Origin of the sequence: Sphingopyxis sp. UBA6723, from assembly GCF_002454115.1 — a bacterium.
In the GTDB taxonomy this organism is placed as follows: Bacteria; Pseudomonadota; Alphaproteobacteria; order Sphingomonadales; family Sphingomonadaceae; genus Sphingopyxis.
The window spans coordinates 11,734-36,863 of the sequence record NZ_DKIH01000006.1 but is presented as its reverse complement, the minus strand read 5'-3'; the positions used below and the strand labels follow the sequence as shown (position 1 = coordinate 36,863).

Here is a 25,130-nt window from a genome sequence, read left to right as displayed (position 1 = left end):
GACTCGTCCATCTGCTGCTCCACCGCGCGCCAAACATCGCGCCCGCGCGCGACCTTTGCGATGTTCCGCCCGCGCGCATAGTGGGTGACCTTTGCGACCTTCGGCGGCGCTTGCCGGGTGTTTCATTGGGCTGAACTTTCCTGAACTTTGGATCGCTAAAGCCACAAAGGACACAAATCCGATGCCCTTATGCGGGGCTTTTGTGGCTTTAAGAGCCTGCTGACAGCGCGCATTTCCCCTGCTAACGCGCCCGCATGACCACGCCCATGTCCCACATCCGTAACTTCTCCATCATCGCGCATATCGATCATGGCAAATCGACGCTCGCCGACCGGTTGATCCAGTTCACCGGCGGGCTGACCGCGCGCGAAATGTCGGCGCAGGTGCTCGACAATATGGACATCGAAAAAGAGCGCGGGATCACCATCAAGGCGCAGACGGTGCGCCTGAAATATAAAGCGCATGATGGTGAGACCTATGAGCTCAACCTGATGGATACCCCGGGCCATGTCGACTTCGCCTATGAAGTGTCGCGGTCGCTTGCGGCGTGCGAGGGCGCGTTGCTGGTCGTCGACGCGGCGCAGGGGGTCGAGGCGCAGACGCTGGCCAACGTCTATCAGTCGATCGAGCACAACCATGAGATCGTGCCCGTGATCAACAAGATCGACCTGCCCGCCGCCGACGTCGACAAGGTGAAGGCCGAGATTGAGGATATCATCGGGCTGCCCGCCGACAATGCGGTGCTCGCGTCGGCCAAGTCCGGGATCGGGATCGAGGAAGCGCTGGAAGCGATCGTCACGCGCATCCCGCCGCCAAAGGGCGACGCCAATGCGCCGCTGACCGCGATGCTCGTCGACAGCTGGTACGACCCCTATCTGGGCGTCGTCATCCTGATCCGCGTCATCGACGGGGTGCTAAAAAAAGGGCAGCAGATCAAGTTCATGCAGGCGGGGACCACCCACCTGATCGACCGCGTCGGCTGTTTCACCCCCAAGATCGAGCAGCTCGCCGAGCTGGGCCCCGGCGAAATCGGCTTCATCACCGCGCAGATCAAGGACGTCGCCCAGGCGCGCGTCGGCGACACCGTGACCGACGCCAAGCGCCCCGCCGCGGCGGCGCTGCCGGGGTTCAAGGAGGTCCAGCCGGTCGTGTTCTGCGGCATGTTCCCGACCGACGCGAACGACTTCGAGAAATTGCGCGAGAGCATCCAGAAGCTGCGCCTCAACGACGCGTCGTTCAGCTTCGAGATGGAGAGCAGCGCGGCGCTCGGCTTCGGCTTCCGCTGCGGCTTCCTCGGCCTGCTTCACCTCGAGATCATCCAGGAGCGGCTGACCCGCGAGTACGACCTTGACCTGATCACCACCGCGCCGTCGGTGGTGTACAAGCTCAAGCTGGGCCACACGAAGAACGAGGCGGCAAAGGAGATCGAGCTCCACAACCCCGCCGACATGCCCGACCCGAACCGCATCGACGAGATCGAGGAGCCGTGGATCGAGGCGGTGATTTATGTCCCCGACGAATATCTGGGCAGCATCCTGAAGCTGTGCCAGGACCGCCGCGGGGTGCAGAAGAACCTGACCTATGTCGGTGGCCGCGCCCAGATCACCTACGAACTGCCGCTCAACGAAGTCGTGTTCGATTTCTATGACCGGCTCAAGAGCATCAGCCGCGGCTATGCGTCATTCGACTATCACCAGATCGGCCACCGCCCCGGCGACCTCGTGAAGATGAGCATCCTCGTCAACAACGAGCCGGTCGACGCGCTGTCGATGATCGTCCACCGCGGCACCGCCGAGGTGCGCGGCCGCGGCATGTGCGAGCGGCTCAAGGACCTGATCCCGCGCCACATGTTCAAGATCCCGATTCAGGCCGCGATCGGCGGCAAGGTGATCGCCCGCGAAACCATCGCCGCGCTGCGCAAGGACGTGACCGCCAAATGCTATGGCGGCGACGCGACCCGCAAGAAAAAGCTGCTCGAAAAGCAGAAAGAGGGCAAAAAGCGGATGCGCGAATATGGCAACGTCAACATTCCGCAGGAAGCGTTCATCGCCGCGCTGCGGATGGGCGACGACGCCTGATCAGGCTTGGCAAAAATGCGGTTGTCGGGCTGGCGCTGCTGCTGGCAGCCTGCACTCCGGCAGTCGTAGGACCGGTGAAGGGAGAGCGCGCGGTGCGCGACAAGCCGATCATGACCTGGCCCGACCTGCTGACCCGCGCCAAACCGGCGCCCGACGCGACGATCCGCTATGGCAAGGACGCGCTACAGATCGTCGATGTCTGGGTGCCAAAGGGGAACGGACCGCACCCCGCGGTGATCATGATCCACGGCGGCTGCTGGCAAACTGCCGTCGCCGAGCGTGACATCATGAACTGGATCGCCGACGATTTGCGGTCGCACGGGGTCGGGGTGTGGAACATCGAATATCGCGGCGTCGACCGCGGCGGCGGGATGCCGGGAACCTATGAAGACGTCGCCCGCGCCGCCGACATGTTCATGGTCGAGGGGGCGAAGCATGGCTTTGACACCGGCGGGACCCGGATTGCCATCGGGCATAGCGCCGGCGGCCATCTCGCGCTGTGGCTGGCGCGGCGCCCGGCGCTGGCGGCGGACGATGCGCTGCGCGGCGCCGATCCGATCCGCATCGACCTCGCCATCAGCCAGGGTGGGCTGCCCGACCTTCGCGCGGGCGCGGCAAGCAGCGGCCATGCGTGCGGCGCTGACGCCCCCGCAGCGATGGCGCGCGGCGACTATGCCCGCACCGCCCCGCCCGAAATGCCGCTGGGCAATGCGCGCGAGATGCAGTTTAACAACGACCGGGACCGGGTTACCCCGCCCGCAACCGGCGCCGCTTACAGCAGCGCAATGGCAAGCCGCGGCGTGACGGTGCCGATGGAAATAACCGCCGGCGAGGGCCATGTCGAACTGATCGCGCCCGACAGCGTCAGCTGGGCGAAGCAGCGCGGCGCAATCTTGACAGCGCTGGGCCGATCGGTCGCTGCGCCCACATCGCGATAACGATCCGCAACGAACGGCATTTGCCAGCCGGGCTTGCGGTGCCTATCATGGCCCAACTGGGAGGCCGCGATGACCGCGACGGACGGACAGGCGCCACGACGAGCCAAGGCGATCGAGGATATCGCGGTGCATAGCGCGCTGAACGACGGGACCGTCGTGTGCCTGCGCACGATCACGCCGGACGATGAGCAATTGCTGCGCGACGGCATCGCCAAATTGTCCGCGGAATCGCGCTATCTTCGCTTTTTCTCGCCCGTTCCGGTCCTGCCCGATTCGGTGATCGAGCGGCTGGTCGATGTCGATGGCCATCACCATATCGCATGGGGAGCGATCTGCACCGAATGCGAGGGGCAACCGGCGATCGGCGCGGTCCATGCGGTGCGCTATGACGACGGCGGCCGCGCGGGCGAGTTTTCGGTCGCCGTAGTCGATGAATTTCAGGGGCAGGGGCTGGCGCGGATGATGACCGCGGCGCTGCTTGTCCACTGTCTGTCGGAGGGGCTGGCGGTGCTCGACGTCCATATATTGTCGGAAAATGCCGCCGCGAAGCGACTGGTCAAATCGCTCAATGCCGAATGGACCGGTGAGTCGGCCGGAGTAGCCGAATATCGGCTCGGCGTTGCGGCGGGGATCGCCGCGCTCCGCGCCGACACCGATGCGCCGGGGGTGCAGGACGTGCTGCGCGCGCTCGACCCCGGTACGAAAGGTTCTGCCTAGTCCCTCCCGCCGCCGGGGGTCGCTACCGGCGCCGGGAGGGTTGGCCGTGGCACAAGAGCGCCAAAACGCTCTGCCACGCTGCCCCCCATAGCGGGGGTAAGATTACAAAGTGGTGACGGGCGTCACACGCGGTTCGACATGATGGATAAAGCTGCCACCCACGACAAAGGGCGCCGGAACCATGTTCCAGCGCCCTCCACCCTGCCTGTTTAGGGACGGCAGTATTATTTCTTCTGCGTGTCGCCGACGCCGGTTTCCGACGGAGCGATTTCGCCGTTGTCGTCCATGGCGTTGGCCTTTTCTTCGCCCATTTCTTCGACGACATCAGCCTTGTTTTCCATGGCTTCCTTCGCGGGGCCTTCGGGCATGGCGTCGGCCTGATCGTCGATCACTTCAGCCTGTGCTTCGGCCTGATCTTCGACCTTGTCCGCAGCGGGGCTCTGGCAAGCGCCAAGAGCGAGGGTCGAAGTGGCGGCGAGGGTAATGAACATCTTACGCATAATCGAGTGACTCCCAAAGTTGACTCCGGGGCTTAACGCGGGGTGAACAATAGGGTTGCAATGAAACCGTCAAAAAGCCGAAATGGGTGGGATTTTTCGGAACGCGCAGTCGGATCGCGCGCGATGCACGCAAAAAAGAGGACGCCGCAGCGCCCTCTTTGGTCGGGTTTTTTTGCGCGACCGCGATCAGAATCGCTGCTGGCGCTCGTACAAATCGCGATAATGCTGAATGCGCGTCACGCGCAGCCCTGGCATCCCGCTGCGATCGATCGATCGTTGCCAGCTGGCAAATTCTTCGAGCGTCAGGCTGTAGCGTTCGCACGCCTCGTCAACGCTCAGCAGCCCACCGTTGACCGCCGCGACGACCTCGGCCTTGCGGCGAACGACCCAGCGGGTCGTCGATGGTGGCGGCAGCGAATCGATGGTCAGCGGTTCGCCGAGGGGGCCGATGACCTGAGCCGGCCGGATTTTCTGATTCTCGATCATATTCATTCCATGGTTTCGACGTCGGGGGGGAATTTGTCCGACGAATTTGTATCTAAATCAGAGGGACTCAACATCGGCTGAAATCCTCTGGTAAACAGGCTGTTCATAGTTTCGGGCAAGGCGTTCACCCCGTCCGACAGGTCGAAGAAACGAACGATATGTGGCGTTGTTTGTTCCGGCAGACGGCGCGATGCACCGAGCATCTGTCGCAGTGCGTTAAGCGTTGCAGCATGCGCCCGACGCGTCGCGTCAGCCTCCAGCAGCCGGACGGTGGGCTGCGCAGCCTGTCGCGCACTGGACACGGCCAGAATGATGTCAAAGCCAGGCTTCGACAGTCTGGCCGCACCGGCAAGGCGCGGAAATTCGGACGGGGCCATGTTCATAACGCCGGTCTAGCGCGAACCGCCTAAGGTCACGTAAATGCCCATTTCATGCCTTGTTAGCTAAGCTTAACCCCCGTCAATATCTTGACACGAGCGTCGGAAAAGCTGGCTTTTTTGGCGTGGCATCCCTAGATGACGCGCATCATGGCGACGATGATTTCTTCTGCCGGGCTTGCCCAGGCTGACTTCCAGCTGGCGATGCCGCTGAAAGATCGGCGAATCGTCGTCGCGATGTCGGGCGGAGTCGATTCGAGCGTGGTCGCTGCGCTCGCGGCGCGGTCAGGCGCCGAAGTGATCGGGGTCACCCTCCAGCTTTATGATCATGGCGCCAAGGCGAAGCGTGTCGGCGCCTGCTGCGCCGGACAGGACATCAAAGACGCGCGCGCGGTCGCCGACCGGCTGGGCTTTGCGCATCACGTTTATGACCATGAAAGCCGGTTTCGCGACACCGTGATCGATCAGTTTGCGGACGAATATCTGAACGGGCGGACGCCGATCCCCTGCGTGCGTTGCAACATGGGCGTGAAGTTTACCGACCTGTTTGCGCTGGCCAAAGAGCTTGGAGCCGACTGCCTTGCGACCGGCCATTATGTCCGGCGCATGATGGGACCGAACGGTGCCGAACTGCACCGCGCGGTCGATCCCGCGCGCGACCAGAGCTATTTCCTGTTTGCGACAACGCAGGATCAGCTCGATTTCCTGCGCTTTCCGCTGGGCGGGATGGAAAAAAGTGTCGTGCGCGAAATCGCGCGCGACCTGGGGCTGGGTGTTGCGGGCAAGCCCGACAGTCAGGACATCTGTTTTGTCCCGGACGGAGATTACGCGACACTGGTGCGCAAGTTGCGTCCTGAGGCCGATGACCAGGGCGAGATTGTCCATATCGATGGCACGGTGCTGGGCGCGCACAAGGGACTGATCCACTACACCGTCGGCCAGCGCCGCGGGATTGAGATCGGCGGACAGGCCGAACCCTTGTATGTCGTCCGCCTTGACTCCGCGGCCAAGCAGGTGATCGTCGGGCCGCGCCGCGCGCTTGCGGTATCGGCGGCGCGGCTGGGCGAGGCGAACTGGCTGGCGGCGGTCGATGGCCGCGAGGTATTCGCGAAGGTGCGCAGCATGGCGCGGCCCGTACCGGCGCGCGTGGTCGGCGACCGGCTGATCTTCAACGACGCCGAATATGGCGTTGCGCCGGGACAGGCCGCGGTGCTTTACGATGCGGCGGACGAAACCCGCGTGCTGGGCGGCGGCTGGATCGAAGAGACCTTTGCCGCCGACGCTGCATAAGCCGGTGCAACCATTGACATTCCCGCCTGTTGGTTCAGCTTGGACGATGAAAACGGGGAGACAATGATGACCAACTGGATCTGGCGCGGCGCGGTGCTGTTGTGGGCCGCCTTTTTTGCGATCGTGGGTTTGCGCGGACTGTTCGATCCGGCAAGCTATTCCGAGACCTTCAACTTTGCGATCACCGGGGTTGCGATCAACACGCTGCGCGCGGATCTGTCGGCTTTTTTCATCGTCGCGTCGGGCGCCGCGGTCATCGGGGCTTTGGTTCCAATCTGGGTGCGCGCCTTGCTGGTGCCGGCGGCACTGTTCGGCACCGCGTTTGTCGGCCGTCTGATCGGCGCCGCCATGGGCGACCCAACCAATTGGGGCATCATCCAAGCGATGATCGTTGAGGCACTGACGGTCGTGTTGATGCTGGCGAGTTGGTGGGCGCTGTCGCGACCCGCGATGATCCAGGATTCCGCGTTCAACGCCGGGGGGCCGGACAATATCGCGGCATAGAGCTGTGCGCAGGCTAACCGGAAACGGCGCTGTTCTTGTCTTTTTAGTCATTTTGTGACCAAATCGCGCCCGGGTCGCTTCTTTTCCTTTTCTGGTGGAGGGGCGTATGACAGCCGATGATGACAAGCGGGCGCGTTCGGACAGGCGGTCGGCCGAAAGGCGCGTCGCCGACGATCCCGATTTCAAGGGGCCGGAGCGTCGCAAGGACGACCGGCGCACGGGCAAGGATCGCCGGTCACCCGATGGGGCGTGACGGGCAGGAGATTTTCGTTGGCTGAACCGAGCGTGCCGCGCGTGAGCGTCGATATTGTGTCCGACGTGATGTGCCCATGGTGCATCATCGGCTGGCTGAAATTCCAGAGCGTGATGGCGCATTTCGAAAGCCGGCTGGACTTCCGCGTTCAGTGGCATCCGTTCGAGCTCAATCCCGACATGCCGCCCGAGGGCGAGGATGCGGCCGAGCATGTGATGCGCAAATATGGCATCACCGCCGAACAGAGCCGCGCCAACAGCGGCAAGATGGCGGGCGTTGCGGCTGACCTCGGCTTTGCATTCAATCGCGGTCCCGGTTTCCGGATGCGCAACAGTTTCGATGCACACCGCCTTCTGACGTGGGCGGGTGCGCTGGAAGAGCCCGAGCAGGCGGCCGCGACCGGGGTGCAGACCGCGCTGAAGCTGGCGCTGTTCGCGGCGCATTTCACCGACAATCGCGATGTCAGCGACCATGCGGTGCTCGCCGACGTCGCCGCGTCAGTCGGCCTCGACCGCGGCCGCGCCGAGTCGATCCTGGCATCGGGCGAGTTCGGCGAGATGGTGCGCACTGAGCAGGCCTATTGGGCCGACCAGAATATCACTGGCGTGCCCGCCTTTATCCTCGATGGCCGGATGCTGATCCCCGGCGCACAGGATCCCGAGGTGTTCATTCGCGTCATCGAGAATAAGGTGCTGGCCGCCGCAGCCTGATGGCGGCGCCCGCCAAGGAACATGTCGGCACGGCGGCGCGTTTCCCTGATCGTCCCCCCTTTCAAGGAGCCGATCATGGCCGATAGCCCGCGCAATACCGTTTCCGAAGCCCCCGAAGCGATCAACCGCGAGCAGGACGACGAAGAGGCGCAGGCGCAAACCGTGGCGGAAGCGGCACGGCATGAACGCCCGCTGCCGGAGAGCACGAAGGTCAGTTCGGGCGACCCCAGCGATGATGTCCAGGATCTGGTCGATCATATGCGCCAGATGGAACGCTCGGGTCAGATCGATATGGACGCCTATCGCGGCGAGCGCAGCGACGATGATGAAGATAGCGAACTTGGTCCCGGCGGCATCGACGACGACGAACCGCGCGGCTCGCCCTAATCGATAGCTTCGGCGCCTTTGGTGCTGATCGTCCAGACGTCAACGTCATCGGGCGCCGGGGGCAGGTCTTCGCGCAGCGGCTTGTTCGGGCCAGCGAGTTGGCGGTCGATGTCCGTCGCGATCAATTGCGCCACCGGATTGTCGCGCTCGGAGCCATATTCGTCGCGGCGGGCGGTCAGATAGGCGGTGCGGTCGCCGGGGGGCAGCGCCGCGGCCTCGGCATAGAGGCGGACGACCTGCAACCACGGGGCGTCGTCGGTCAGCACGTCTTCGGCCCAGCGGCTGAACGGCCCGCCTGCGGCGCGCCAGTGATCGCCTTCCCATTTCAGGAAGAACAGGACGCGCGAGCCGCGGGGGAAACTCATTCGGTTGCAAGCACCCGCGAGGCTTTGCGGATGGGCGTCCTTGAGCTCGTAAGGATTGCTGAGCATCGCTTCGGCGCCGCTTGCAATCCATCCCGGCATTGCGAGTGGGCCGGCGGGTAGCTCCCCCTTGATCGCGGCGATCGGTTCGACGGTAATCCGCTGTTCGGGAATGGCGTCGGGCGCGAGGGCGCTGTCTGTCACGGTCGCGAGCAGGATCAGGTCGGCGTCGGCTACCAGCTCGACATTGGTCGGGACGCGGTATCCCGGCGCAACCGAACAGGCGATCGCGGGCAGCGGCGAGGCGAGCAACAGGATGGCGACAAAGGCAGCGGGAAAGCGCATGATGTACAGGCTAGGCCTTTGCGCGGCGCTTGGGAAGCGGCACGGCTTTCGGGCGGCTCGTCGGCGGGTCGGGATCGAACGCCGCCGCCGGGCGTATCAGGCTAGAACTTCGCGGGCTGTCCCGCAGAGCGGCAAGGAGAATGACGATGGCTGAGCATGACCATAGCGCGATCAAGGAACATATGAATATCGTCGGCGCCGACGGCGTCCATGTCGGGACGGTCGATCGTCTCGACGGCGAGCGGATCAAGATGGCGAAGAGCGACAGCGTCGACGGCAAGCATCATTATCTGCCCGCCGGACTGGTCGCAGCGGTGGAGGGTGACACGATACGCCTGTCGGCAACCGGTGCGACCGCCGTCGGCCTGTTCGAAGAGGCCGAATAGTCCCAACGCGCGATAACCCGGCGTTCGAACTAGCCCGCCCCTGTACGCCAGTGGGCGGGCTATTTCATGACCACCCGCGCGCCCCTGCCACCGCGGGATTTTGTGCAAGGCCAAAGACTCGGCCCGCGAATCGCGCTATAGCGACACCGCAATCGGGCCAGCGCCGGGCGGCGCCCCCGATCGGGTCGTCCGGGCTGCGCGACAGGCGAGAAGCGCCGCGCCATCCCCCATGTGGCAATGCAGCAGGGGAAAGAGCATGTACCGTTTTTCGATGAAGTCGGTCGCCGTACTGGCAGCGGCGTCGATGCTGGCAACGCCGGTGCTGGCGAAACAGGTGCCGGGGTTGCAGGATCTGGTCGGCGCGCGCGGCGCCGGCGGCGAAACGCAGATGGAAATGCGCGGCTATACGCATATCGAAACGCACCATGATGGCGACCGCAAGCATAGTTATTGGTGGAACCGCGACAGCAAGCAGTGCGCGCATGTCGTGACGTGGGACGGCCGGTACCAGTCGGTGGAAAATGCGTCGAAGTCTGATTGCAATCAGGGCGGCGGCGGCGACAATGCGGGGGCCGCGGTCGCAGCGGTTGCCGGGATCGCGCTGATCGCCGCGCTGGCGAGCAAGAAGCACCACAAGGACAAGGACTATGACCAGCAGGGGACGGGCGATTTCGACCGCGGGTACCGCGACGGCCTGTATAACGCGCCCTACCATAATTATGGCCGGTCCGACGCCTATTCGAGCGGCTATCAGGCGGGGGTGAACGAGCGCAGTTCGAACCTGGGCCATCATTATGGCGGCGGCGGTTATGCCGAGGTCGGCCAGTTCATGGACCTGAACGGCGCGCGCGCGTCGAGCGCCGACGATGCGATGCGCAGCCGCGGGTTCAGCAATGTCGATAGCTTCAAATCGGGCAACACCGCGTACAGCGTGTGGAACCGCCGCGCGAGCCGCCAGTGCGTCCAGATGACCGTCGCCGACGGGCGCGTTTACGACATCCGCGACATCGGCACCCACCCGCGCTGCCGATAGGCGGCGGTGCGATCGCGACTGGCAGCTAGCGCCCGGCGGCAAGGCTGCTATGGGCGGGGCGATGAAGCCTGTGGGATCGCGAAAGGTGGTGTTGGCCCGGCTGAAGGCCAAGCCGTTGCTGGCGGGGCAACTGCTGTGCGCGCTGGCCGCCGCGCTGCTGGTGCTGCGACAGGCGCTGCCTGTGTGGGACGACGGCGCGGCCGCGGTGGTGCGCGCGGTGCTGCTGGGCAATCTGCTGGTCAGCGCCGGGATTGCCGCGGCGCTGGTCGGCCTGGTCGCTTTTCACCGCGCGTGGCGCTGGCGGGGCGCCTATATCTGGCACGATGGCAGTATGCTGTATCGCGGTGGCGGCGAGCGCTGGCCGCTGGCGCTGATCCGCGACGTGGTGCTGGCCAAGAGCGAGCTGGGCATCGCGTCGCTGCGGCTGGTGGTCGACGACGACAGCGAGGTGACGCGCGAGCTGGTGAAGCTGTACCTGCTGGAAGATGCGCCCGAGGCAGTGCGCGGCGGGGTGATGTTCGCGGTCGCGGGGGTGCGCGGCTTTCCGGGCGGATCGGTGCTGAATTAGGCAGGGTGCGGTCCGTCTGCGGCCCCAAAGTTCAGCAAAGTTCAGCCCAACGGTGCGGCGCCCGGGCCAAAGTTCAGGAAAGTTCAGCCTCATCCCACGCCGCCACCACGGGCGGCGTCGCGGGCGGCACCAGCGCCTTGTCCGCATCGTCGCGATACCAGCGCGGCAGCTCCCCGTCGCACAGATCGGCAACCTCGAGCGCCACCGCGAGATCGTCGGGCGCCATCAGCGCCGCGGGCGCGGCGGGCGGTTCGGGGTGGAGGTGGACGAGCGCTTCGGCGACCGGAGTCGCGGCGGCGGCATGCGCCGCGGCGCCTTCGCGGAAGCGGTCGGGGCCATAGGCGCGGATCAGGAACATCAGTAGCCGATCGCTGTGGCGCAGGCGGCGGCCGACGCGGTTGCCCTCGCGGTCGAACACGGGTTCTTCGCTGCCGACCAGCGCGCGTTCGAACGCGGTGTCGAGCAATTTCTTTGCCGCCGCATCGATCGCCGCCGACCAGGCGCGGTCGAACGCCTCCGCGCCCGGCGAGCGGCGCAGGCGATAGGCGGAGGATTCGGACATGCCGACCTGCCGCGCCGCGGTGGCGACCGAACCGCTGTCGGCCAGCGCCTCGATAAAGGCGCGCTGCTTGTCGGGCGACCAGCCGTCCTTGCGGCGTTTTTTCAGCACCGGCACCCAGTCGTAAGCGGCGGGGTCATGGCCGTGCGCGTCGAGCGCGGGGGTGGAGTCGGGAACGGCGGCGGGGGCCGCGTCGGGCGAAGGGATGGGGGCGATGTGGCTCATCTGCCAGTTTGGAGCATATGGGAATAATGTAGGAAAGGGGTTTTTGGGGTGGGGTGTGCGAAATAGGATTTTGGGGTGTGTGGGGCGGAGTGGTTCGGTCGAATGCAGGTGATTTTGATTTCACGCAAAGGCGCAAAGGCGCGAAGACGTGAAGGGCTACCCCACATTCGTCATCCCGGACTTGATCCGGGATCCATGCGGCGAGGCAGGAATGGATGCCGGATCAAGTCCGGCATGACGAACGAGGGGACCGAGTAAAGGTTCGACGTCACCCACCCAGCGGCGGCAACCCCAATTCCTCGGCCTGATCGCGCCATTCGGGATTGCCTGCCTCGATTAGCTCGATCTTCCACTTGCGCTGCCAGTTCTTGATCTGCTTCTCGCGCGTAATCGCGGCGTGCATCGTCCCGGCGAGTTCGAACCAGACGAGCATTTTGACGCCATAGCGTTTGGTGAAACCGTCGAAACTGCCGTCGCGGTGCTGTACGATACGCTGGATCAGGTGCGAGGTGACGCCGGTGTAGAGCGTGCCGTACCGCGCGCTGGCGGTGATATAGACGCAGGGCTGGAAGTCGGCGTGCATGGGGTGGAGGCTAGGGCGGCGATGGACCCCGGATCAAGTCCGGGGTGACGAGTCTAAGCCAAACCGGATGCTTCCCCGCGCCTCGTCATGCCGGACTTGATCCGGCATCCATGCGGCGTGTGACCAAATGGGGGCTATTGCACCTGTCTCCGCAATTTCTTAGTTCACGCAAAGGGAAGATATCAATTGTAGTTCGTCTACCCAAAATCCAAAGTTCACTCTTCCATCTTTTCGAATTATTCCGCTCACTCCGACCGGAGATAAGTCCATAGACTTGCTAAACCATTTTGCAGATCTCAGCTTTTCGGCACAGTCGCTTCGTTCATGGCAGAAGAAATTTCTTACCGTTCGTACTTGATCGGCGGGAGAGTTGGCATCGCCAACAGCCAATGAGTAATTTGAAAAATTCGCGATATTTAGCTTTTTCGCGACGGCAATCGATTGATCCGCATCGTGCCACCGCGGTTCGTTTCCAATTTTGCCTTTTGTGTTCGTCTTCGCCGCCAAGAGAGCAGCGGATTTTGAGCGAATTGGACTTGATGGTAATAGAGCGCCGCTTGCCGTCCGCACTCCACCCACGGCAGATGAAAGAATGACGGACCGGTGAAAGTCGGACCAACAGTCAACTAGAGAGATGACACAAAATTTGACCGCGCATGAAGATGCGTACTCACCGTTCCTTGCTCTTTCGAGCGCGCTTTCAAAATTCGCTCGAAGAACTTCAGTCCGTTTTACAAACCGTCTTCTATCAAGCTCGAGGGAGCTCATGTATTAACCCTGCAAGGCTTCCACAAATACAGGAAATCTAACGCGTCTACTCGCTATTCTCTGGGTACTAGATTTAGAGGCTCGCCAGAAGGCAGCGTTCACTTGCGGCTCTTCAACCGATTCTATTATATCTGCCAGGTTGGCGAGATTGTCTCGCACCAGATTCAAGTCTTCCGGTAATGCACCACGCTCAGGCATGTCAGGAATGCTGCCAGCGGGAATGCCCACTAGAACGTGAGCGGCTGCTGCGAAAAGCATAAGAAGATGTGGCGGTTGCAATATCGATCGACCTGCCAAGCTGGGCGCGAGTTCTTCTATAATAAAATCCAAAACTGTCTCAAATTTATTCTCGATTTCTTCTCTGTCAAAGTCATCCCTATTATCATATTTTTTGTATAAAGCTTCGATTTTCGGAGCGCCACCATCTTGGACGCCATCGAGTATATTGCCATACATTTCAGAGACTAGTGAGTCGTTTAGCATTCTCACCATTTCACGATGAGAAAAAATATCATACTGGTCCCAAGTATCAAAATACTTCGACGCTTCTTCGTGAATAGACCATTTGAAATCGCCTTGATACTCGGCGTGTCGAAGTTCAGACGGGATTAATTTAACATTATATGAATTTAAGCGTGCAAATATATCTAAGACTAGGCGATCATCCGCATTAACAAGCTGATCAACGGCTAATGGATACTGCAGAAAATGATCTTGCAACTCATCGCTCAGGGTAGAGAATTTAAAACCGGCAAACTCTCTGGCGCGTTTCGACAAGGTTATTTTGTCAGCGGCAAAGTCAATAATTGCTCGTAACCGCTGTTGCCCATCGACAACTTCTCGAACTGCTCGTTTGGAATCCCGGTCAATTTTTGACCGGATGAAAATTTTTGGTACCGGCAATCCTCGTAGAATCGTATCAATCAAAAGGATTCTAGCGGCGGGCGTCCACACTGATCCTCGCTGGAAATCAGGATTAAGTTTAAGACTCTTGGCATCGTGCCACTCGATAAAGTCGGAAATCCTAAACTGTTCGAGCATGCCTTACTCCGCGGGATAATGTATGGGCTAACGCCCTCACGTAAGTGGTGAATATCGTCAAGGCCGCTTTAGAACATCTGCCATTTCAAACCGAAAACCCGCCCGCATTGCGCCGGTTCGAGCTCGCCGCCAGCACCTTCTTGCCCTGTGGGGTCAGCGCCCATTTGGCGCCCTGTTTCACCACCAGCCCCAGCGTGACGAGTTCGTCGCGGATCGGGTCGGTGGGGAGTTGGGGGCGGCGGTTCGACAGGCCTTCGAGCGTCGAACGCTGCGGCTGGCTGAGGATGATCAGTTTCTGTTTTTCGGTCATGCTGCTTTCCTGTGCAACAGGCCCGCTTCCGCCAGTTCGGCGTGAAGCGTCCATGGTGCGAGTTCGAGGCCGTTGGGCCAAGCCAGTGCGCCGGCCTCGATAAAGGCGCGGGCAAACTCGCTTGGCTGGAGTAAGGGGGTTGTCAGCACGGTCGGGCGACCGGCCAACAGCGGATAGGCGTTCCAGATGCCGAAGCTGCCGTCCGAAAAGGACAGTTTCAGACGATGCTCGCCCGCCGCTTCGAGTGCCAGTATCTTAATCATCCACATCTGCTCCCGCGATCATTTCCATCGGTAACAGATCGACGCCGCGCTGCCAATTGGCGGTCAGTTCGTCGCGGTGGCGGTCAGCCCATTCCTGTACGATGCGGAGCGCCTTGTTCGGCAGCGAGCCAGCCATCAGGCTGCCGTCGGCGATCCGGATCAGCGCTTCGAAACCTTGATAGCTTGCATGGAAATGCGGCGGCGCATGGTCGTTGTGATACATGCGGATGATGATGCCGAAGAAAAGCGAAATGACGGGCATGTTGCTGTCCTTCCTGCCCACCCCGCTACACTAAGCCAGCAAGCTGGCAAGTTTCGCTGCCCCTACCGCGAGCGGGAGGGGGTTGGCGTGGATTACTCCGCGGCGATCCCTGCCTTGGCGAACATATCCTCGCCGTCGGTTTCGGCGGTGATCACCGGGGCGGTGTCGTCGTTCGCCTTGGCTTTCTTGCGGTTGTCGAAGCTGGACCAGACATTGTTCCACTCGCCGCGCGTCGCGCCCTTGCTGTATTCGGTCGCGCGGGTTTCGAAGAAGTTGGCGTGCTCGACGCCGTTGAGCAGCGGGGCGAGCCAGGGGAGGGGGTGTTCCTCGATCATGTAGATCGGCGCGAAGCCGAGCTGGCCCAGGCGCCAGTCGGCGATGTAGCGGATGTAGCGCTTGATTTCCTTGGGCGTCATGCCGGGGACCGGGCCTTGCTCGAACGCGAGGTCGATGAACGCATCCTCGAGCCGGACCGTTTTCTGGCAGGTGTCGATGATGTCTTCCTTCACCGCTTTGGTCAGGCAGTCGCGTTCCTTGGTGAAGGTGTGGAACAGCTTGATGATGCCTTCGCAATGCAGGCTTTCATCGCGGATCGACCAGCTGACGATCTGGCCCATGCCCTTCATCTTGTTGAAGCGCGGGAAGTTCATCAGCATCGCGAAGCTGGCGAAGAGCTGCAAGCCTTCGGTAAAGCCGCCGAACATCGCGAGGGTGCGCGCGATATCCTCGTCATTGTCGACGCCGAACTGCTGCATATAATCGTGCTTGGCGCGCATCTCGTCATATTCGAGGAACATGCCATATTCGCTTTCGGGCATGCCGATGGTGTCGAGCAGGTGCGAATAGGCCGCGATATGCACGGTCTCCATGTTGCTGAACGCGGTCAGCATCATCTTGATCTCGGTCGGCTTGAACACGCGGCCATATTTGTCGTGGTAGCAATCCTGCACCTCGATATCGGCCTGGGTGAAGAAGCGGAAGATCTGGGTGAGCAGATTGCGTTCATGGTCGCTGATCTTTTGCGCCCAGTCGCGGCAATCCTCGCCCAGCGGCACTTCCTCGGGCACCCAATGGATCTGCTGCTGGCGCTTCCAGAAATCGAACGCCCAGGGGTATTCGAAGGGCTTGTAGGTGTTGCGGGATTCTAACAACGGCATGGCGGGTATCCTTGGGTCAGATCTTTTTCGTCATTCCGGCGAAAGCCGGAATCCATCGATGGGCTGCGCTCCCCCGCGTGGACCCCGGATCAAGTCCGGGGTGACGAGGGAGGGGCTATATTTACTGGCAGGCCAGACACTCGTCATAATCGGTGGTCTGCAATTCATAAACCGGCGCCTCGGCGGTGTTGTCGGCCTCGACCCCGCCCGCGAAGCCGGCGCGCTGCACCGATTTAGAGCGGAGATAATAGAGCGATTTGATGCCGAGTTCCCACGCGCGGTAGTGGAGCATGAGCAGGTCCCACTTTTCCACGTCCGCCGGGATGAACAGGTTCAGCGACTGCGCCTGATCGATATAGGGCGTGCGGTCTGCCGACAGTTCAAGCAGCCAGCGCTGGTCGATCTCGAAGCTGGTCTTGAAACAGTCCTTTTCGTCCTGGGTCAGGAAGTCGAGGTGCTGGACGCTGCCGCCGCGTTCGAGGATCGAGTTCCAGATATTGTCGCTGTTCTTCGCCTTGTCGACGAGCAGCGCTTCGAGGTGCGGGTTGCGGATCGAGAAGCTGCCCGAGAGCGTCTTGTGGGTGTAGATGTTCGCCGGGATCGGCTCGATGCACGCGCTGGTGCCGCCGCAGATGATGCTGATCGACGCGGTCGGCGCGATCGCCATCTTGCAGCTGAAGCGCTCCATGACGCCCTGATCGGCGGCGTCGGGGCAGGGGCCGCGTTCCTTGGCGAGCAGCATCGACGCCTGATCGACCTGGGCGCGGATATGCTTGAAGACGCGCAGGTTCGACGATTTCGCCATGGCGCCCTCGAACGGCAGGCCGCGCGCCTGCAGGAAGCTGTGGAAGCCCATCACGCCGAGGCCGACGCTGCGTTCGCGGCTGGCCGAGTATTTGGCGCGCGCCATTTCGGGCGGGGCGCGGTCGATATAGTCCTGCAGGACGTTGTCGAGCATGCGCATGACATCCTCGATGAACATCTTGTCGCCGTTCCACTCGTCCCAGGTTTCGAGGTTGAGCGACGAGAGGCAACAGACCGCGGTACGGTCGTTACCCAGATGATCGCGGCCGGTGGGCAGGGTGATTTCGCTGCACAGGTTCGAGGTGGTGACCTTGAGGCCGAGATCGCGGTGATGCTTGGGCATCATGCGGTTCACCTGGTCGATGAAGATGATGTAGGGCTCGCCGGTCGCGAGGCGCGTTTCGACGAGCTTCTGGAACAGCGAGCGCGCGTCGACGCTGCCGCGGACGCTCTGGTCCTTGGGGCTGCGCAGGTTGAATTCGGTGCCGTCGCGGACGGCTTCCATGAACTCGTCGGTGATCAGCACGCCGTGGTGGAGGTTGAGCGCCTTGCGGTTGAAGTCGCCCGACGGTTTGCGGATTTCGAGGAACTCCTCGATCTCCGGGTGGCTGATGTCGAGATAGCAGGCGGCCGAACCGCGGCGGAGGCTGCCCTGCGAAATCGCGAGGGTGAGCGAGTCCATGACGCGGACGAAGGGAATGATGCCGCTGGTCTTGCCGTTGAGGCCGACGGGTTCGCCGATGCCGCGGACGCTGCCCCAATAGGTGCCGATGCCGCCGCCGCGGCTGGCGAGCCAGACATTTTCGTTCCATGTCTCGACAATGCCCTCGAGGCTGTCGGGGACCGAGTTGAGGTAGCAGCTGATCGGCAGGCCGCGGCCGGTGCCGCCGTTCGACAGCACGGGGGTGGCGGGCATGAACCACAGGCGGCTGATATAGTCATAGAGCCGCTGCGCATGATCCTGATCGTCGGCATAGGCCGAGGCGACGCGCGCGAAGAGGTCCTGGTAGGATTCGCCGGGGAGGAGGTAGCGGTCCTCGAGCGTTTCCTTGCCGAAGTCGGTGAGCAGCGCATCGCGGCTGCGATCGGTGACGATGTCGAATCGGCGCGCGTGGACCTTCGCCTCGCTGCTGTCGTTAAGCTTGGCGGTCGGGGCCGCTTCGGGGACCGATTCGGTCGCTGGAGGCGCTTCGTTCTTCGTCAATTCCACCGTCGCCACGTCGCTCGTCTCCACCCGTTCTGTCTCGCGAAAATCCATCATATCCGTCCCCGATTGCCCATGCGCCGCGGCGCATATGTTCCTGTCTTGTTCGACTCGGGACGAAGCCCCAGCCTAGCATCTATTCGATCCGCGGGGGCACATATTTTTGGCCGCACGAAGCACTTTCCCGAGCCCATATGCGATGGGCGACGGAAAACCGCCATTTTTGGCTAACCACTAATTATTGGGGTGCCCCCTCGGCCGACCCACCATCTATAGTGCCACGTCGGCGCCGCGATGCAAGACAGTAAATGACGATTTAGGGACTCGGTTCGTCGATATTTTGATTCGTCTCGTCGCTCGTGATGCCCGGTCGCGGGGGCGCGCGCCAGCCTTTCCGCGGGTTTGCGCAAATATGAGTGTAATCGCGATTTAAATGGATTTTTTATTGCAGAGCAGGGCCGCTGAAATGGCGATTGGCGCCAAAGGCTGGCCGGTCACCACGTGTGTCAAGCGGTCGCGCGGGCCGCGGGCAAAAAGAAAGGGCCCCGGCAATGCCGGAGCCCTCTCCCTGAATTTGCATCCAGGTTAGGCCGATGCGCCACCGTTGCCGGAGCCGCCGCCACCCAGAAATCTCCAAAACCAACCCATAAAATATCTCCTGTCGGCACTGCCCACGAGGAACAGTTAACGGAGCATATACCATCTTTGGTAAGGTAAATCGAGTCTTAACCATAGCATTACAGCCAATCTGGCAGTTATGCGGTGCGGTTTTGCGGCGGGGCCGAAAGGGTTGCGGCGAGTTCGGAAAATAATTGCGGCTTGCCAAGATGATAGCCCTGACCAACGTCGCAGCCGAGCTGGCCCAACAGGGCCATGGTTTCGGCATCTTCAATGCCTTCGGCGACCGCAACCGCGCCCAGCCGATGTGCTAGATCAATGGTCGATTTCACCACTTCAAGGTTCCGCTGCGAATCGCGCATCGTCATCACGAACCGCTTGTCGATCTTGATTTCGTCGGCCTCGATTTCGGTGAGATATTCGAGGTTTGACTGGCCGGTGCCATAATCGTCGATCGACAGCCGGATGCCGGTGCGGCGCAATTGCGCGAGGGTCTGGCGCGCCTGGCGGCTGTTTTCGATCTGCGCGGTTTCGGTGATCTCGATGGTTAGGACTTCGGGCGGCAGATGATGCGCGGTGAGCATGACGCGGATCGTGCCGACCAGATCGCTGTGATCGAGCAGCGTCGCCGACAGATTGACCGACATATTGATCCGGTGGCCGCGCTCATGCAGCTGCGCCGCCGAACGGATCGCCTGATCCATCACGAACAGCGTCAGGCGATAAATGTCCTGGCTTTTTTCGGCCTGGACGATGAACTCGTCGGGCGGGATCGGGCCGCGCGTCGGGTGCGTCCAGCGCGCCAGCGCCTCGACCCCGACCAGCTTGCCCGTCGCGATGGCATATTGCGGCTGGAAGGCGACCCAGATGTCGCCGCCGGTCAGCGCGTCCTCCAGCTGCGAGTGGAAGGAGAGTTGCCAGCCGGCATCGTCCTTTTGCCGCGGGACATATTTTGTCCACAGCGCCCGGGTACGGATCGCGCGTTCTGCAGCGACGAGCGCTGCGGCAAGACGCTGGGCGTTCGATCCCTCGAACTCGTCATTCACCCCAAAAGCAATTGCAACATCGACGCGCAGCTCGCCGATCGTCAGCGGCGCGTTGAACAGCGCGGCAAGCCCGGCAAGCTGTCCCTCGATCTGGCTGTGCTGATAATAAGGCACCAACCAAGCGAACGTGCCGTCGAGGTCGTGATGAAGCGCCGTACCCTGTGACGCAAGCAGCAGGCGGCGGGTAACCTGTTCGATCAGCTTTCCAATCCCGTCACCCGGGATGAAAGCGGCAAGATCTTCGAAATTGACAACCTTGGCGGCAACGACCGTCGCACTGCCAAACGGCGTCTGCGATCGCAGCGCTTCGAAGTTGGGGAGGCCCGAGACGGGATTTTCGCGCTGGGCCGAGCGGCGACGGCGGGTTCGCGATACATTGGCGCTAACCGCAGCGATCAGGAAGCAGGCGCCCCCGATCTGGGTTGCCACCAGGCTGAGACCCAGAATGATCTTTGCGGCGATCAGCAGCAAGGTCGTGCCCAGCGCCACGCGCGAATACCAGCGCCCACCCTGCCAAGTCAGCGCGCCCAACAGCAAGATCGCAGTGATCGCCAGCGCCGGTAGCCAGCCGATATTCGTCGGTTGGCCGCGCTTCAGCGCCTCTCCCGCGATCAGGTGAATATAGGCACCGGGCAGCTTGTCATGACCGGGCAAATAATGTTTGTCGGGTGACGCTGCGGCGGTAAACGCAAAGATAACATCTTTTCCGCGCAAAAGCTCGGGATCGAGCTTGCCTGTCATTACGTCGATCGCGCTATATTCTTTGATCGTGCCCGCGTCATAGGACAGGTCGAGCGCGAAAACGTCGGGTCGATCGGGTTGCCGATCGGCGAGCTTGGCGGCAAAACTGGGCAGCAGTCGGCCGCTTGCCGTGACCGCAAGTGGCACTTTCCAAACTTGCCAAAACTCATACTCCCAGCAGATGCAGGCTTGTTGTGCGCGATCCCCGAACGCGGGATCAGGCCAATAATCGACCACAGCGGTGGTTCTCTGGGTGCTGCTTCCCGGCACCGCAAGCACGATCCGGTCGCCCATTTTCCGGACAGCATCCACCAACAGGGGAAAGTCGCGATCTTGAAGGCGGCGCTCATAGGAAAAATCGACAAAAAGCCGCTTGGCCGGTGACGCGCCAACCGCGCTGACGAGTTGCGCGTGATGCGAGACGTCGAAGTCCTTGTTTTCAACGGCCTGCAAAGTCTTGTCATCAAGGCCGACGACAACGGTGTCGCCTGACACGGGTCGCCACGCGACGCGGCCCACAGCGCTTTCAAGGATGCGGTCGACCGGTTCGGTGATCGACGAAAGCCCCGCCGCCACGCTCAGCAGCAATGCGAGAGCGATCGTGCGCCAACTGATGATCAGATTTTTGACCGGAATGGGCACGCACGTCTCCAGCAATTGCTGGTCGTGCCTAGTGCCCGATGGTTATCATCGCGTTAATCATGAACAAAATCTTGCTGCCCCCGAAGGGCTGAAAAGCCGCTTATATCCCCCGGTTTCAGGCAAATTTCGGTAGCGGGGCGAGCGCCGCGTCACCCGCCAGTGCCGATGGCGCGAGGCCGGTCGCGGCGGGGACGATTTGCTCCAGGTAAAAGCGGGTCGAGGCGATCTTGGCCTCCAGGAACGCGCGGTCGCCGCTGTCGTTGTCCAGCGCGGCCTTTGCCGCCCGATGCTGAAGCGCCATCAACCAGCCGCAGGTCGCGGTAGCCAGCATGGTCAGGTAGGGATAGCTGCCCGCGAGCCGGTCGCCGGTGCTGGCTCCGACCATCCAGTCGGTGACCGCGCGGCAGGCGTCGGCGAGCTGCTGGAGCTCGGGGAAATCCGCAGCGCCGTGCGCGATGTCATCGATCAAACCGCGGACGAGGTCGCCGCCGGCCATGCCGAGCTTGCGTCCGACCAGATCAGCGGCCTGAATGCCGTTGGTGCCTTCGTAGATCGGAGCGATGCGCGCGTCGCGATAATGCTGCGCGGCGCCGGTTTCCTCGATGAAGCCCATGCCGCCATGGACCTGGATGCCGAGGCTGGCGACTTCGCAGCCGATGTCAGTGGCATGCGCCTTGACCAGCGGGATCAGCACTTCGGCGCGCATCGCGGCGGCTTCGTCGCCTAATTTGCCGAAATCGGTCTGCGCCGCGGCATAATAGGTCAGCGCGCGTGCCGCTTCGGTCTGGGCGCGCATCCGCCACAGCATTCGGCGGACGTCGGGGTGCTGGTCGATGGTGACGGGGGTGCGGTCGGTGCCGCCCGCGAGCGCCGACTGGACGCGTTCGGCGGCGAAGCGCTGCGCCTGCTGCGTCGCGCGCTCGGCGATCTGGACGCCCTGACAGCCGACGAGCAGGCGCGCGGCGTTCATCATCACGAACATCGCGCGCATCCCACCCATTTCGGCGCCGACGATTTCGCCGAGGCAATCCTCGTCTTCGCCATAGATCATCACCGCGGTCGGCGAACCATGAATGCCAAGCTTGTGCTCGATCGACGCGCAGCGGACGCCGTTCGAAAGGGCGGGTTTGCCTTCGGCATCGAGGCGATATTTGGGGACGAGGAACAGCGAGATGCCGCGCGTCCCCTCGGGCGCGCCGGGGGTGCGCGCGAGGACGAGGTGGACGATATTGTCGGTGAGGTCATGCTCGCCGAAGGTGATGTAGATCTTTTGCCCTCTGATCTTGTAGAGTCCGGCATGTTCACCCTCGGTGACCAGCTCCGCGGTCGAACGCAGCGCGCCAACGTCGCTGCCCGCGGCGGGCTCGGTCAGGTTCATCGTGCCGTTCCACGCGCCCGACACCAGGTTCGGCAGCCAGGTCTGGCGCTGCTGCTCGGTGCCATAGGCCATCAGCGCGTGGATCGCGCCGGGGGTCAGGATGTTGCACAGGGTAAAGCCCATGTCGGCGGTGCCGAGCGCCTCGATGATCACGGTCGCGAGGGTGAAGGGCAGGCCTTGGCCTCCATATTCTTCGGGTCCGTCGATGCTGCCCCAACCGGCGTCGACGAACGCCTGATAGGCTTCCTTGAAGCCCGGGGGCATGGTGACCTTGCCGTCTTCCCACTTGGGGTTCTGGACGTCGCCGACGCGATTGAGCGGAGCGTAAACCTCGGCGGCAAATTCGCCGATACCGTTGACGATCGCCTCGACCATGTCGGGGGTCGCGGCGGCGAATTTGTCGTGCGCCGCCATCGCGTCGATACGCGCGATATGGTCGAGAACGAAGAGTTGTTCGGTGGTCGGCGGCGTATAGGTCATCTCGTCCCCGCTTTTGCTGGCGATTCTATGCTCGGCGCGGCTATAGCGCGGCATGGCGACGGGTCAAACGAACGAGAACATGGCGACCGAGGTATGGCCGTTTAACACGGATGCGATAGCGCGCGCCGCGGCGCTGGTCGCCGATGGCCGGCCGGTCGCGGTGCCGACCGAGACGGTGTACGGCCTCGCCGCCGATGCGCGCAACGCCGACGCGGTGGCGCGCATCTATGCGGCGAAGGGGCGGCCTGATTTCAACCCGCTGATCGTACATGTCGCCAATCTGGCGGCGGCCGAGCGGCTAGGGGTGTTCAATGCGGTCGATCGCGCCTTGGCGGCGCGCTTCTGGCCGGGGCCGCTGACTTTGGTGGTGCCGCGCCGTGACGATTGCCCGGTGGCGAGCATCGCGACCGCGGGGCTGGACACGATCGCGCTGCGGGTGCCGGGGCATCGCGCGATGCAGGCATTGCTGACGGCAACGGGCGCGCCGCTAGCCGCACCGAGTGCGAATGCGAGCGGGGGCGTGAGCCCGACCAAGGCAAGCCATGTGCTGGCGACGCTTGAGGGGCGAATTGCGCTCGTGATCGACGATGGCCCCTGTGCAGCGGGCGTGGAATCGACGATTGCGCGGGTGAAGGGGGGTGCGGTCGAGGTGCTGCGGCCCGGACCGGTGACGGCGGCGATGCTGGCGAAGGCGAGCGGCTTGCCGGTATCCGGGGTGAAGGGTTCGGAGATCGTCGCGCCGGGCATGCTGGCGAGCCATTATGCGCCGGGCAAGCCGGTGCGATTGCGCGCGACCGATTTTGCGGATGACGAGTTCGGGATCGGATTTGGCGCTCTTGCGGGTGACTATAGCCTGAGCGAAGCGGGCGATCTGACCGAAGCGGCGGCGCGCCTGTTCGATGCGCTGCATGCCGGGGCGGCGAGCGCGAAAGCGCGGATCGCGGTCGCGACGATCCCTGCCAAGGGGCTGGGCGCGGCGATCCACGACAGATTGAGCAGGGCGGCGGTTTAGCAGCGGGAGATAAAACCCCGTTCGCATCGAGCGAAGTCGAGATGCCCGTCGACCTCGCGCTGCCCCGATGGGTGTCTCGACTTCGCTCGACACGAACGGGGATATGGAAGCGTTTTGCGGCTAAGCCGCCGCCGGTTCGATCGGGTCGAGCTGCGGGGTTTTGCGCGCCACGATCAGGCAGCCGACGACGATCAGCACTGCGCCGGCGATCGTCGGCCAGGTCACCGCTTCGTCGAAGAACATCCAGCCGAAGAGCATCGCCCAGAGGAAACCTGTGTATTCAGTGGTCGCCAGGATCTGCGCCTCGGCGCGGGCATAGGCCCAACTGAGCAGGAGCAGCGACGTTACTGCAAGGAAAGCGGCGCCGGCGAGCGGGATCGCCTGTTCGCTGCCGGGAACCGCGAGGAACCAAGGCGCCGCCATCGCGAGGATCAGCGCGACGAAGCCGTTCTGGAAAAAGGCGATCTCCATCGGTTCGGCCATCTTGGCCTGCCGCCGCGCAAGGATGAGGTTATAGGCATAGAGCAGCGCCGAGCCGACCACCGCGCCGACCGCCCACAAGGCCTCGGGCGCATAATCGCCTTGGCCAAGCTTGCCCGCGACGATCACGATCACACCGGCGATGCCGAGCAAGGAGGCGATGATCGAGCGCGGCCCGATCCTCTCGCCCAGAAAGATTGCGGCCATATAGAGGGTCGCGAGCGGGGCGATGAAGGCGATCGCGATCGCTTCGGCCATCGGCAGCCGCGCGAGCGCCCAGAAGAAGCTGACCGCCATCCCCGCGACGAACAGCGAGCGGACGGCGTGGATGCGCAGCGTGGCACGATCGGGCATCGCGGGGCGGCTGGCGAAATAGATCGCGCCGCTGAGGATCGTCCCGGCGCCGGTGCGCCACAAGACGGCGTTGTAAGCGCCGATGTCGATCGACAGCCCCTTCATCAGCACGTCCATCGCCGAAAAGGTCGCAATGCCCGCGCACGCGATCAGGAACGGGATGACGGGAGAGGCCGAATCAGGACGCATGGATGGGGCTGTACCTTGCCTCCTCCCCTTGGGGGAGAAGGATATGATCCTCCCTATGGCGAAGCCATGGGGAGGTGGCA

The 25,130-nt window shown here is 62.7% G+C and carries 27 protein-coding genes; 12 read left to right on the top strand and 15 right to left on the bottom strand.

Features of this window, described 5'->3' with window-relative positions:
* Window positions 1-254 precede the first annotated feature (254 nt).
* The 3 genes from lepA to B4F07_RS03645 all read left to right on the top strand — a co-directional run bounded on the left by lepA (window position 255) and on the right by B4F07_RS03645 (window position 3,733).
* Window positions 255-2,078, top strand: a complete 1,824-nt coding sequence (gene lepA, locus B4F07_RS03655) for a translation elongation factor 4 (RefSeq protein ID WP_293697672.1) — start codon at window positions 255-257, stop codon at window positions 2,076-2,078.
* Window positions 2,079-2,170: 92 nt separating this feature from the next.
* A complete protein-coding gene (locus tag B4F07_RS03650; protein WP_293697670.1) occupies window positions 2,171-3,016 on the top strand; it encodes an alpha/beta hydrolase family protein in 846 nt (281 codons plus the stop codon).
* A 69-nt stretch (window positions 3,017-3,085) separates the two neighbouring features.
* Window positions 3,086-3,733 carry a GNAT family N-acetyltransferase gene (locus tag B4F07_RS03645; protein WP_293697668.1) on the top strand — a complete coding sequence of 216 codons (648 nt, stop codon included), beginning with the start codon at window positions 3,086-3,088 and terminating at the stop codon, window positions 3,731-3,733.
* A 224-nt stretch (window positions 3,734-3,957) separates the two neighbouring features.
* Here B4F07_RS03645 and B4F07_RS03640 read toward each other — a convergent pair whose 3' ends face one another.
* The 3 genes from B4F07_RS03640 to B4F07_RS03630 all read right to left on the bottom strand — a co-directional run bounded on the left by B4F07_RS03640 (window position 3,958) and on the right by B4F07_RS03630 (window position 5,102).
* Entirely contained in the window at window positions 3,958-4,233 is a 276-nt protein-coding gene (locus B4F07_RS03640; RefSeq protein WP_293697666.1) for a hypothetical protein, read from the bottom strand.
* Window positions 4,234-4,419: 186 nt separating this feature from the next.
* Window positions 4,420-4,719, bottom strand: a complete 300-nt coding sequence (locus tag B4F07_RS03635; protein ID WP_088442398.1) for a DUF1153 domain-containing protein — start codon at window positions 4,717-4,719, stop codon at window positions 4,420-4,422.
* 2 nt (window positions 4,720-4,721) lie between these two features.
* Window positions 4,722-5,102, bottom strand: coding sequence for a hypothetical protein (locus B4F07_RS03630; RefSeq protein WP_293697663.1), 381 nt, complete (start codon window positions 5,100-5,102; stop codon window positions 4,722-4,724).
* A gap of 132 nt (window positions 5,103-5,234) precedes the next feature.
* Between B4F07_RS03630 and mnmA the strand changes: the two genes are divergently transcribed.
* The 5 genes from mnmA (at window position 5,235) to B4F07_RS03605 (ending at window position 8,240) form a co-directional block, all read left to right on the top strand.
* A complete protein-coding gene (gene mnmA / locus B4F07_RS03625; protein ID WP_414711674.1) occupies window positions 5,235-6,386 on the top strand; it encodes a tRNA 2-thiouridine(34) synthase MnmA in 1,152 nt (383 codons plus the stop codon).
* A gap of 63 nt (window positions 6,387-6,449) precedes the next feature.
* Window positions 6,450-6,890 (top strand): hypothetical protein, encoded by a 441-nt coding sequence (locus B4F07_RS03620; protein WP_293697662.1) that lies wholly within the window; start codon window positions 6,450-6,452, stop codon window positions 6,888-6,890.
* Window positions 6,891-6,996: 106 nt separating this feature from the next.
* Window positions 6,997-7,143 (top strand): hypothetical protein, encoded by a 147-nt coding sequence (locus B4F07_RS03615; protein WP_293697660.1) that lies wholly within the window; start codon window positions 6,997-6,999, stop codon window positions 7,141-7,143.
* 17 nt (window positions 7,144-7,160) lie between these two features.
* A complete protein-coding gene (locus B4F07_RS03610) occupies window positions 7,161-7,853 on the top strand; it encodes a DsbA family oxidoreductase (RefSeq protein WP_293697658.1) in 693 nt (230 codons plus the stop codon).
* A 75-nt stretch (window positions 7,854-7,928) separates the two neighbouring features.
* Window positions 7,929-8,240: a hypothetical protein gene (locus B4F07_RS03605; RefSeq protein ID WP_293697656.1), complete on the top strand. Its 312-nt coding sequence runs from the start codon at window positions 7,929-7,931 to the stop codon at window positions 8,238-8,240.
* On the opposite strand, the gene B4F07_RS03600 is transcribed toward B4F07_RS03605, so the two are convergent.
* Window positions 8,237-8,947 (bottom strand): hypothetical protein, encoded by a 711-nt coding sequence (locus B4F07_RS03600; protein WP_293697654.1) that lies wholly within the window; start codon window positions 8,945-8,947, stop codon window positions 8,237-8,239. The two genes, B4F07_RS03605 and B4F07_RS03600, sit on opposite strands and share 4 nt — an antisense overlap.
* Before the next feature lie 146 nt (window positions 8,948-9,093).
* Between B4F07_RS03600 and B4F07_RS03595 the strand changes: the two genes are divergently transcribed.
* The 3 genes from B4F07_RS03595 (at window position 9,094) to B4F07_RS03585 (ending at window position 10,934) form a co-directional block, all read left to right on the top strand.
* The gene (locus tag B4F07_RS03595; RefSeq protein WP_293697652.1) at window positions 9,094-9,333 is read left to right on the top strand and encodes a DUF2171 domain-containing protein; all 240 of its coding nucleotides are present in this window, start codon (window positions 9,094-9,096) and stop codon (window positions 9,331-9,333) included.
* Between the two features lie 256 nt (window positions 9,334-9,589).
* Window positions 9,590-10,366, top strand: coding sequence for a hypothetical protein (locus tag B4F07_RS03590; RefSeq protein ID WP_293697650.1), 777 nt, complete (start codon window positions 9,590-9,592; stop codon window positions 10,364-10,366).
* A gap of 61 nt (window positions 10,367-10,427) precedes the next feature.
* Window positions 10,428-10,934 (top strand): hypothetical protein, encoded by a 507-nt coding sequence (locus B4F07_RS03585; protein WP_293697648.1) that lies wholly within the window; start codon window positions 10,428-10,430, stop codon window positions 10,932-10,934.
* Between the two features lie 73 nt (window positions 10,935-11,007).
* Here the strand turns inward: B4F07_RS03585 and B4F07_RS03580 are convergent, their stop codons facing one another.
* The 10 genes from B4F07_RS03580 to B4F07_RS03535 all read right to left on the bottom strand — a co-directional run bounded on the left by B4F07_RS03580 (window position 11,008) and on the right by B4F07_RS03535 (window position 23,015).
* Window positions 11,008-11,718 carry a hypothetical protein gene (locus tag B4F07_RS03580; RefSeq protein ID WP_293697646.1) on the bottom strand — a complete coding sequence of 237 codons (711 nt, stop codon included), beginning with the start codon at window positions 11,716-11,718 and terminating at the stop codon, window positions 11,008-11,010.
* Window positions 11,719-11,986: 268 nt separating this feature from the next.
* Entirely contained in the window at window positions 11,987-12,301 is a 315-nt protein-coding gene (locus tag B4F07_RS03575; RefSeq protein WP_293697644.1) for a GIY-YIG nuclease family protein, read from the bottom strand.
* A 771-nt stretch (window positions 12,302-13,072) separates the two neighbouring features.
* Window positions 13,073-14,110: a DUF262 domain-containing protein gene (locus tag B4F07_RS03570; protein WP_293697642.1), complete on the bottom strand. Its 1,038-nt coding sequence runs from the start codon at window positions 14,108-14,110 to the stop codon at window positions 13,073-13,075.
* A gap of 85 nt (window positions 14,111-14,195) precedes the next feature.
* Window positions 14,196-14,420 (bottom strand): hypothetical protein, encoded by a 225-nt coding sequence (locus B4F07_RS03565; RefSeq protein ID WP_088442384.1) that lies wholly within the window; start codon window positions 14,418-14,420, stop codon window positions 14,196-14,198.
* A complete protein-coding gene (locus B4F07_RS03560; RefSeq protein ID WP_293697639.1) occupies window positions 14,417-14,683 on the bottom strand; it encodes a DUF2442 domain-containing protein in 267 nt (88 codons plus the stop codon). The genes B4F07_RS03565 and B4F07_RS03560 overlap by 4 nt, the downstream gene beginning before the upstream one ends.
* Entirely contained in the window at window positions 14,676-14,945 is a 270-nt protein-coding gene (locus B4F07_RS03555; protein ID WP_293697637.1) for a DUF4160 domain-containing protein, read from the bottom strand. The genes B4F07_RS03560 and B4F07_RS03555 overlap by 8 nt, the downstream gene beginning before the upstream one ends.
* 92 nt (window positions 14,946-15,037) lie before the next feature.
* On the bottom strand, window positions 15,038-16,102 hold the full coding sequence (locus tag B4F07_RS03550; protein ID WP_088442382.1) for a ribonucleotide-diphosphate reductase subunit beta: 1,065 nt from the start codon (window positions 16,100-16,102) through the stop codon (window positions 15,038-15,040).
* A 121-nt stretch (window positions 16,103-16,223) separates the two neighbouring features.
* A complete protein-coding gene (locus B4F07_RS03545; RefSeq protein WP_293697882.1) occupies window positions 16,224-18,164 on the bottom strand; it encodes a ribonucleoside-diphosphate reductase subunit alpha in 1,941 nt (646 codons plus the stop codon).
* A 701-nt stretch (window positions 18,165-18,865) separates the two neighbouring features.
* Window positions 18,866-21,157, bottom strand: a complete 2,292-nt coding sequence (locus B4F07_RS03540) for an EAL domain-containing protein (RefSeq protein ID WP_293697632.1) — start codon at window positions 21,155-21,157, stop codon at window positions 18,866-18,868.
* 115 nt (window positions 21,158-21,272) lie between these two features.
* Window positions 21,273-23,015, bottom strand: coding sequence for an acyl-CoA dehydrogenase (locus B4F07_RS03535; RefSeq protein WP_293697881.1), 1,743 nt, complete (start codon window positions 23,013-23,015; stop codon window positions 21,273-21,275).
* A gap of 52 nt (window positions 23,016-23,067) precedes the next feature.
* On the opposite strand from B4F07_RS03535, the gene B4F07_RS03530 reads away from it, so the two are divergent.
* Window positions 23,068-24,027 carry an L-threonylcarbamoyladenylate synthase gene (locus tag B4F07_RS03530; protein ID WP_293697630.1) on the top strand — a complete coding sequence of 320 codons (960 nt, stop codon included), beginning with the start codon at window positions 23,068-23,070 and terminating at the stop codon, window positions 24,025-24,027.
* A 120-nt stretch (window positions 24,028-24,147) separates the two neighbouring features.
* On the opposite strand, the gene B4F07_RS03525 is transcribed toward B4F07_RS03530, so the two are convergent.
* Window positions 24,148-25,050 carry a DMT family transporter gene (locus B4F07_RS03525; RefSeq protein ID WP_293697628.1) on the bottom strand — a complete coding sequence of 301 codons (903 nt, stop codon included), beginning with the start codon at window positions 25,048-25,050 and terminating at the stop codon, window positions 24,148-24,150.
* Window positions 25,051-25,130 lie beyond the last annotated feature (80 nt).

What these genes read in the sequence shown, in the direction of transcription:
- lepA (WP_293697672.1), top strand. Translation starts at nt 255, where the DNA reads ATGACCACGCCCATGTCCCACATCCGTAACTTCTCCATCATCGCGCAT.
- B4F07_RS03645 (WP_293697668.1), top strand. Translation starts at nt 3,086, where the DNA reads ATGACCGCGACGGACGGACAGGCGCCACGACGAGCCAAGGCGATCGAG.
- B4F07_RS03640 (WP_293697666.1), bottom strand. Translation starts at nt 4,233, where the DNA reads ATGCGTAAGATGTTCATTACCCTCGCCGCCACTTCGACCCTCGCTCTT.
- B4F07_RS03635 (WP_088442398.1), bottom strand. Translation starts at nt 4,719, where the DNA reads ATGATCGAGAATCAGAAAATCCGGCCGGCTCAGGTCATCGGCCCCCTC.
- B4F07_RS03630 (WP_293697663.1), bottom strand. Translation starts at nt 5,102, where the DNA reads ATGAACATGGCCCCGTCCGAATTTCCGCGCCTTGCCGGTGCGGCCAGA.
- mnmA (WP_414711674.1), top strand. Translation starts at nt 5,235, where the DNA reads ATGACGCGCATCATGGCGACGATGATTTCTTCTGCCGGGCTTGCCCAG.
- B4F07_RS03620 (WP_293697662.1), top strand. Translation starts at nt 6,450, where the DNA reads ATGATGACCAACTGGATCTGGCGCGGCGCGGTGCTGTTGTGGGCCGCC.
- B4F07_RS03615 (WP_293697660.1), top strand. Translation starts at nt 6,997, where the DNA reads ATGACAGCCGATGATGACAAGCGGGCGCGTTCGGACAGGCGGTCGGCC.
- B4F07_RS03605 (WP_293697656.1), top strand. Translation starts at nt 7,929, where the DNA reads ATGGCCGATAGCCCGCGCAATACCGTTTCCGAAGCCCCCGAAGCGATC.
- B4F07_RS03600 (WP_293697654.1), bottom strand. Translation starts at nt 8,947, where the DNA reads ATGCGCTTTCCCGCTGCCTTTGTCGCCATCCTGTTGCTCGCCTCGCCG.
- B4F07_RS03595 (WP_293697652.1), top strand. Translation starts at nt 9,094, where the DNA reads ATGGCTGAGCATGACCATAGCGCGATCAAGGAACATATGAATATCGTC.
- B4F07_RS03590 (WP_293697650.1), top strand. Translation starts at nt 9,590, where the DNA reads ATGTACCGTTTTTCGATGAAGTCGGTCGCCGTACTGGCAGCGGCGTCG.
- B4F07_RS03585 (WP_293697648.1), top strand. Translation starts at nt 10,428, where the DNA reads ATGAAGCCTGTGGGATCGCGAAAGGTGGTGTTGGCCCGGCTGAAGGCC.
- B4F07_RS03580 (WP_293697646.1), bottom strand. Translation starts at nt 11,718, where the DNA reads ATGAGCCACATCGCCCCCATCCCTTCGCCCGACGCGGCCCCCGCCGCC.
- B4F07_RS03575 (WP_293697644.1), bottom strand. Translation starts at nt 12,301, where the DNA reads ATGCACGCCGACTTCCAGCCCTGCGTCTATATCACCGCCAGCGCGCGG.
- B4F07_RS03570 (WP_293697642.1), bottom strand. Translation starts at nt 14,110, where the DNA reads ATGCTCGAACAGTTTAGGATTTCCGACTTTATCGAGTGGCACGATGCC.
- B4F07_RS03565 (WP_088442384.1), bottom strand. Translation starts at nt 14,420, where the DNA reads ATGACCGAAAAACAGAAACTGATCATCCTCAGCCAGCCGCAGCGTTCG.
- B4F07_RS03560 (WP_293697639.1), bottom strand. Translation starts at nt 14,683, where the DNA reads ATGATTAAGATACTGGCACTCGAAGCGGCGGGCGAGCATCGTCTGAAA.
- B4F07_RS03555 (WP_293697637.1), bottom strand. Translation starts at nt 14,945, where the DNA reads ATGCCCGTCATTTCGCTTTTCTTCGGCATCATCATCCGCATGTATCAC.
- B4F07_RS03550 (WP_088442382.1), bottom strand. Translation starts at nt 16,102, where the DNA reads ATGCCGTTGTTAGAATCCCGCAACACCTACAAGCCCTTCGAATACCCC.
- B4F07_RS03545 (WP_293697882.1), bottom strand. Translation starts at nt 18,164, where the DNA reads ATGGATTTTCGCGAGACAGAACGGGTGGAGACGAGCGACGTGGCGACG.
- B4F07_RS03535 (WP_293697881.1), bottom strand. Translation starts at nt 23,015, where the DNA reads ATGACCTATACGCCGCCGACCACCGAACAACTCTTCGTTCTCGACCAT.
- B4F07_RS03530 (WP_293697630.1), top strand. Translation starts at nt 23,068, where the DNA reads ATGGCGACGGGTCAAACGAACGAGAACATGGCGACCGAGGTATGGCCG.
- B4F07_RS03525 (WP_293697628.1), bottom strand. Translation starts at nt 25,050, where the DNA reads ATGCGTCCTGATTCGGCCTCTCCCGTCATCCCGTTCCTGATCGCGTGC.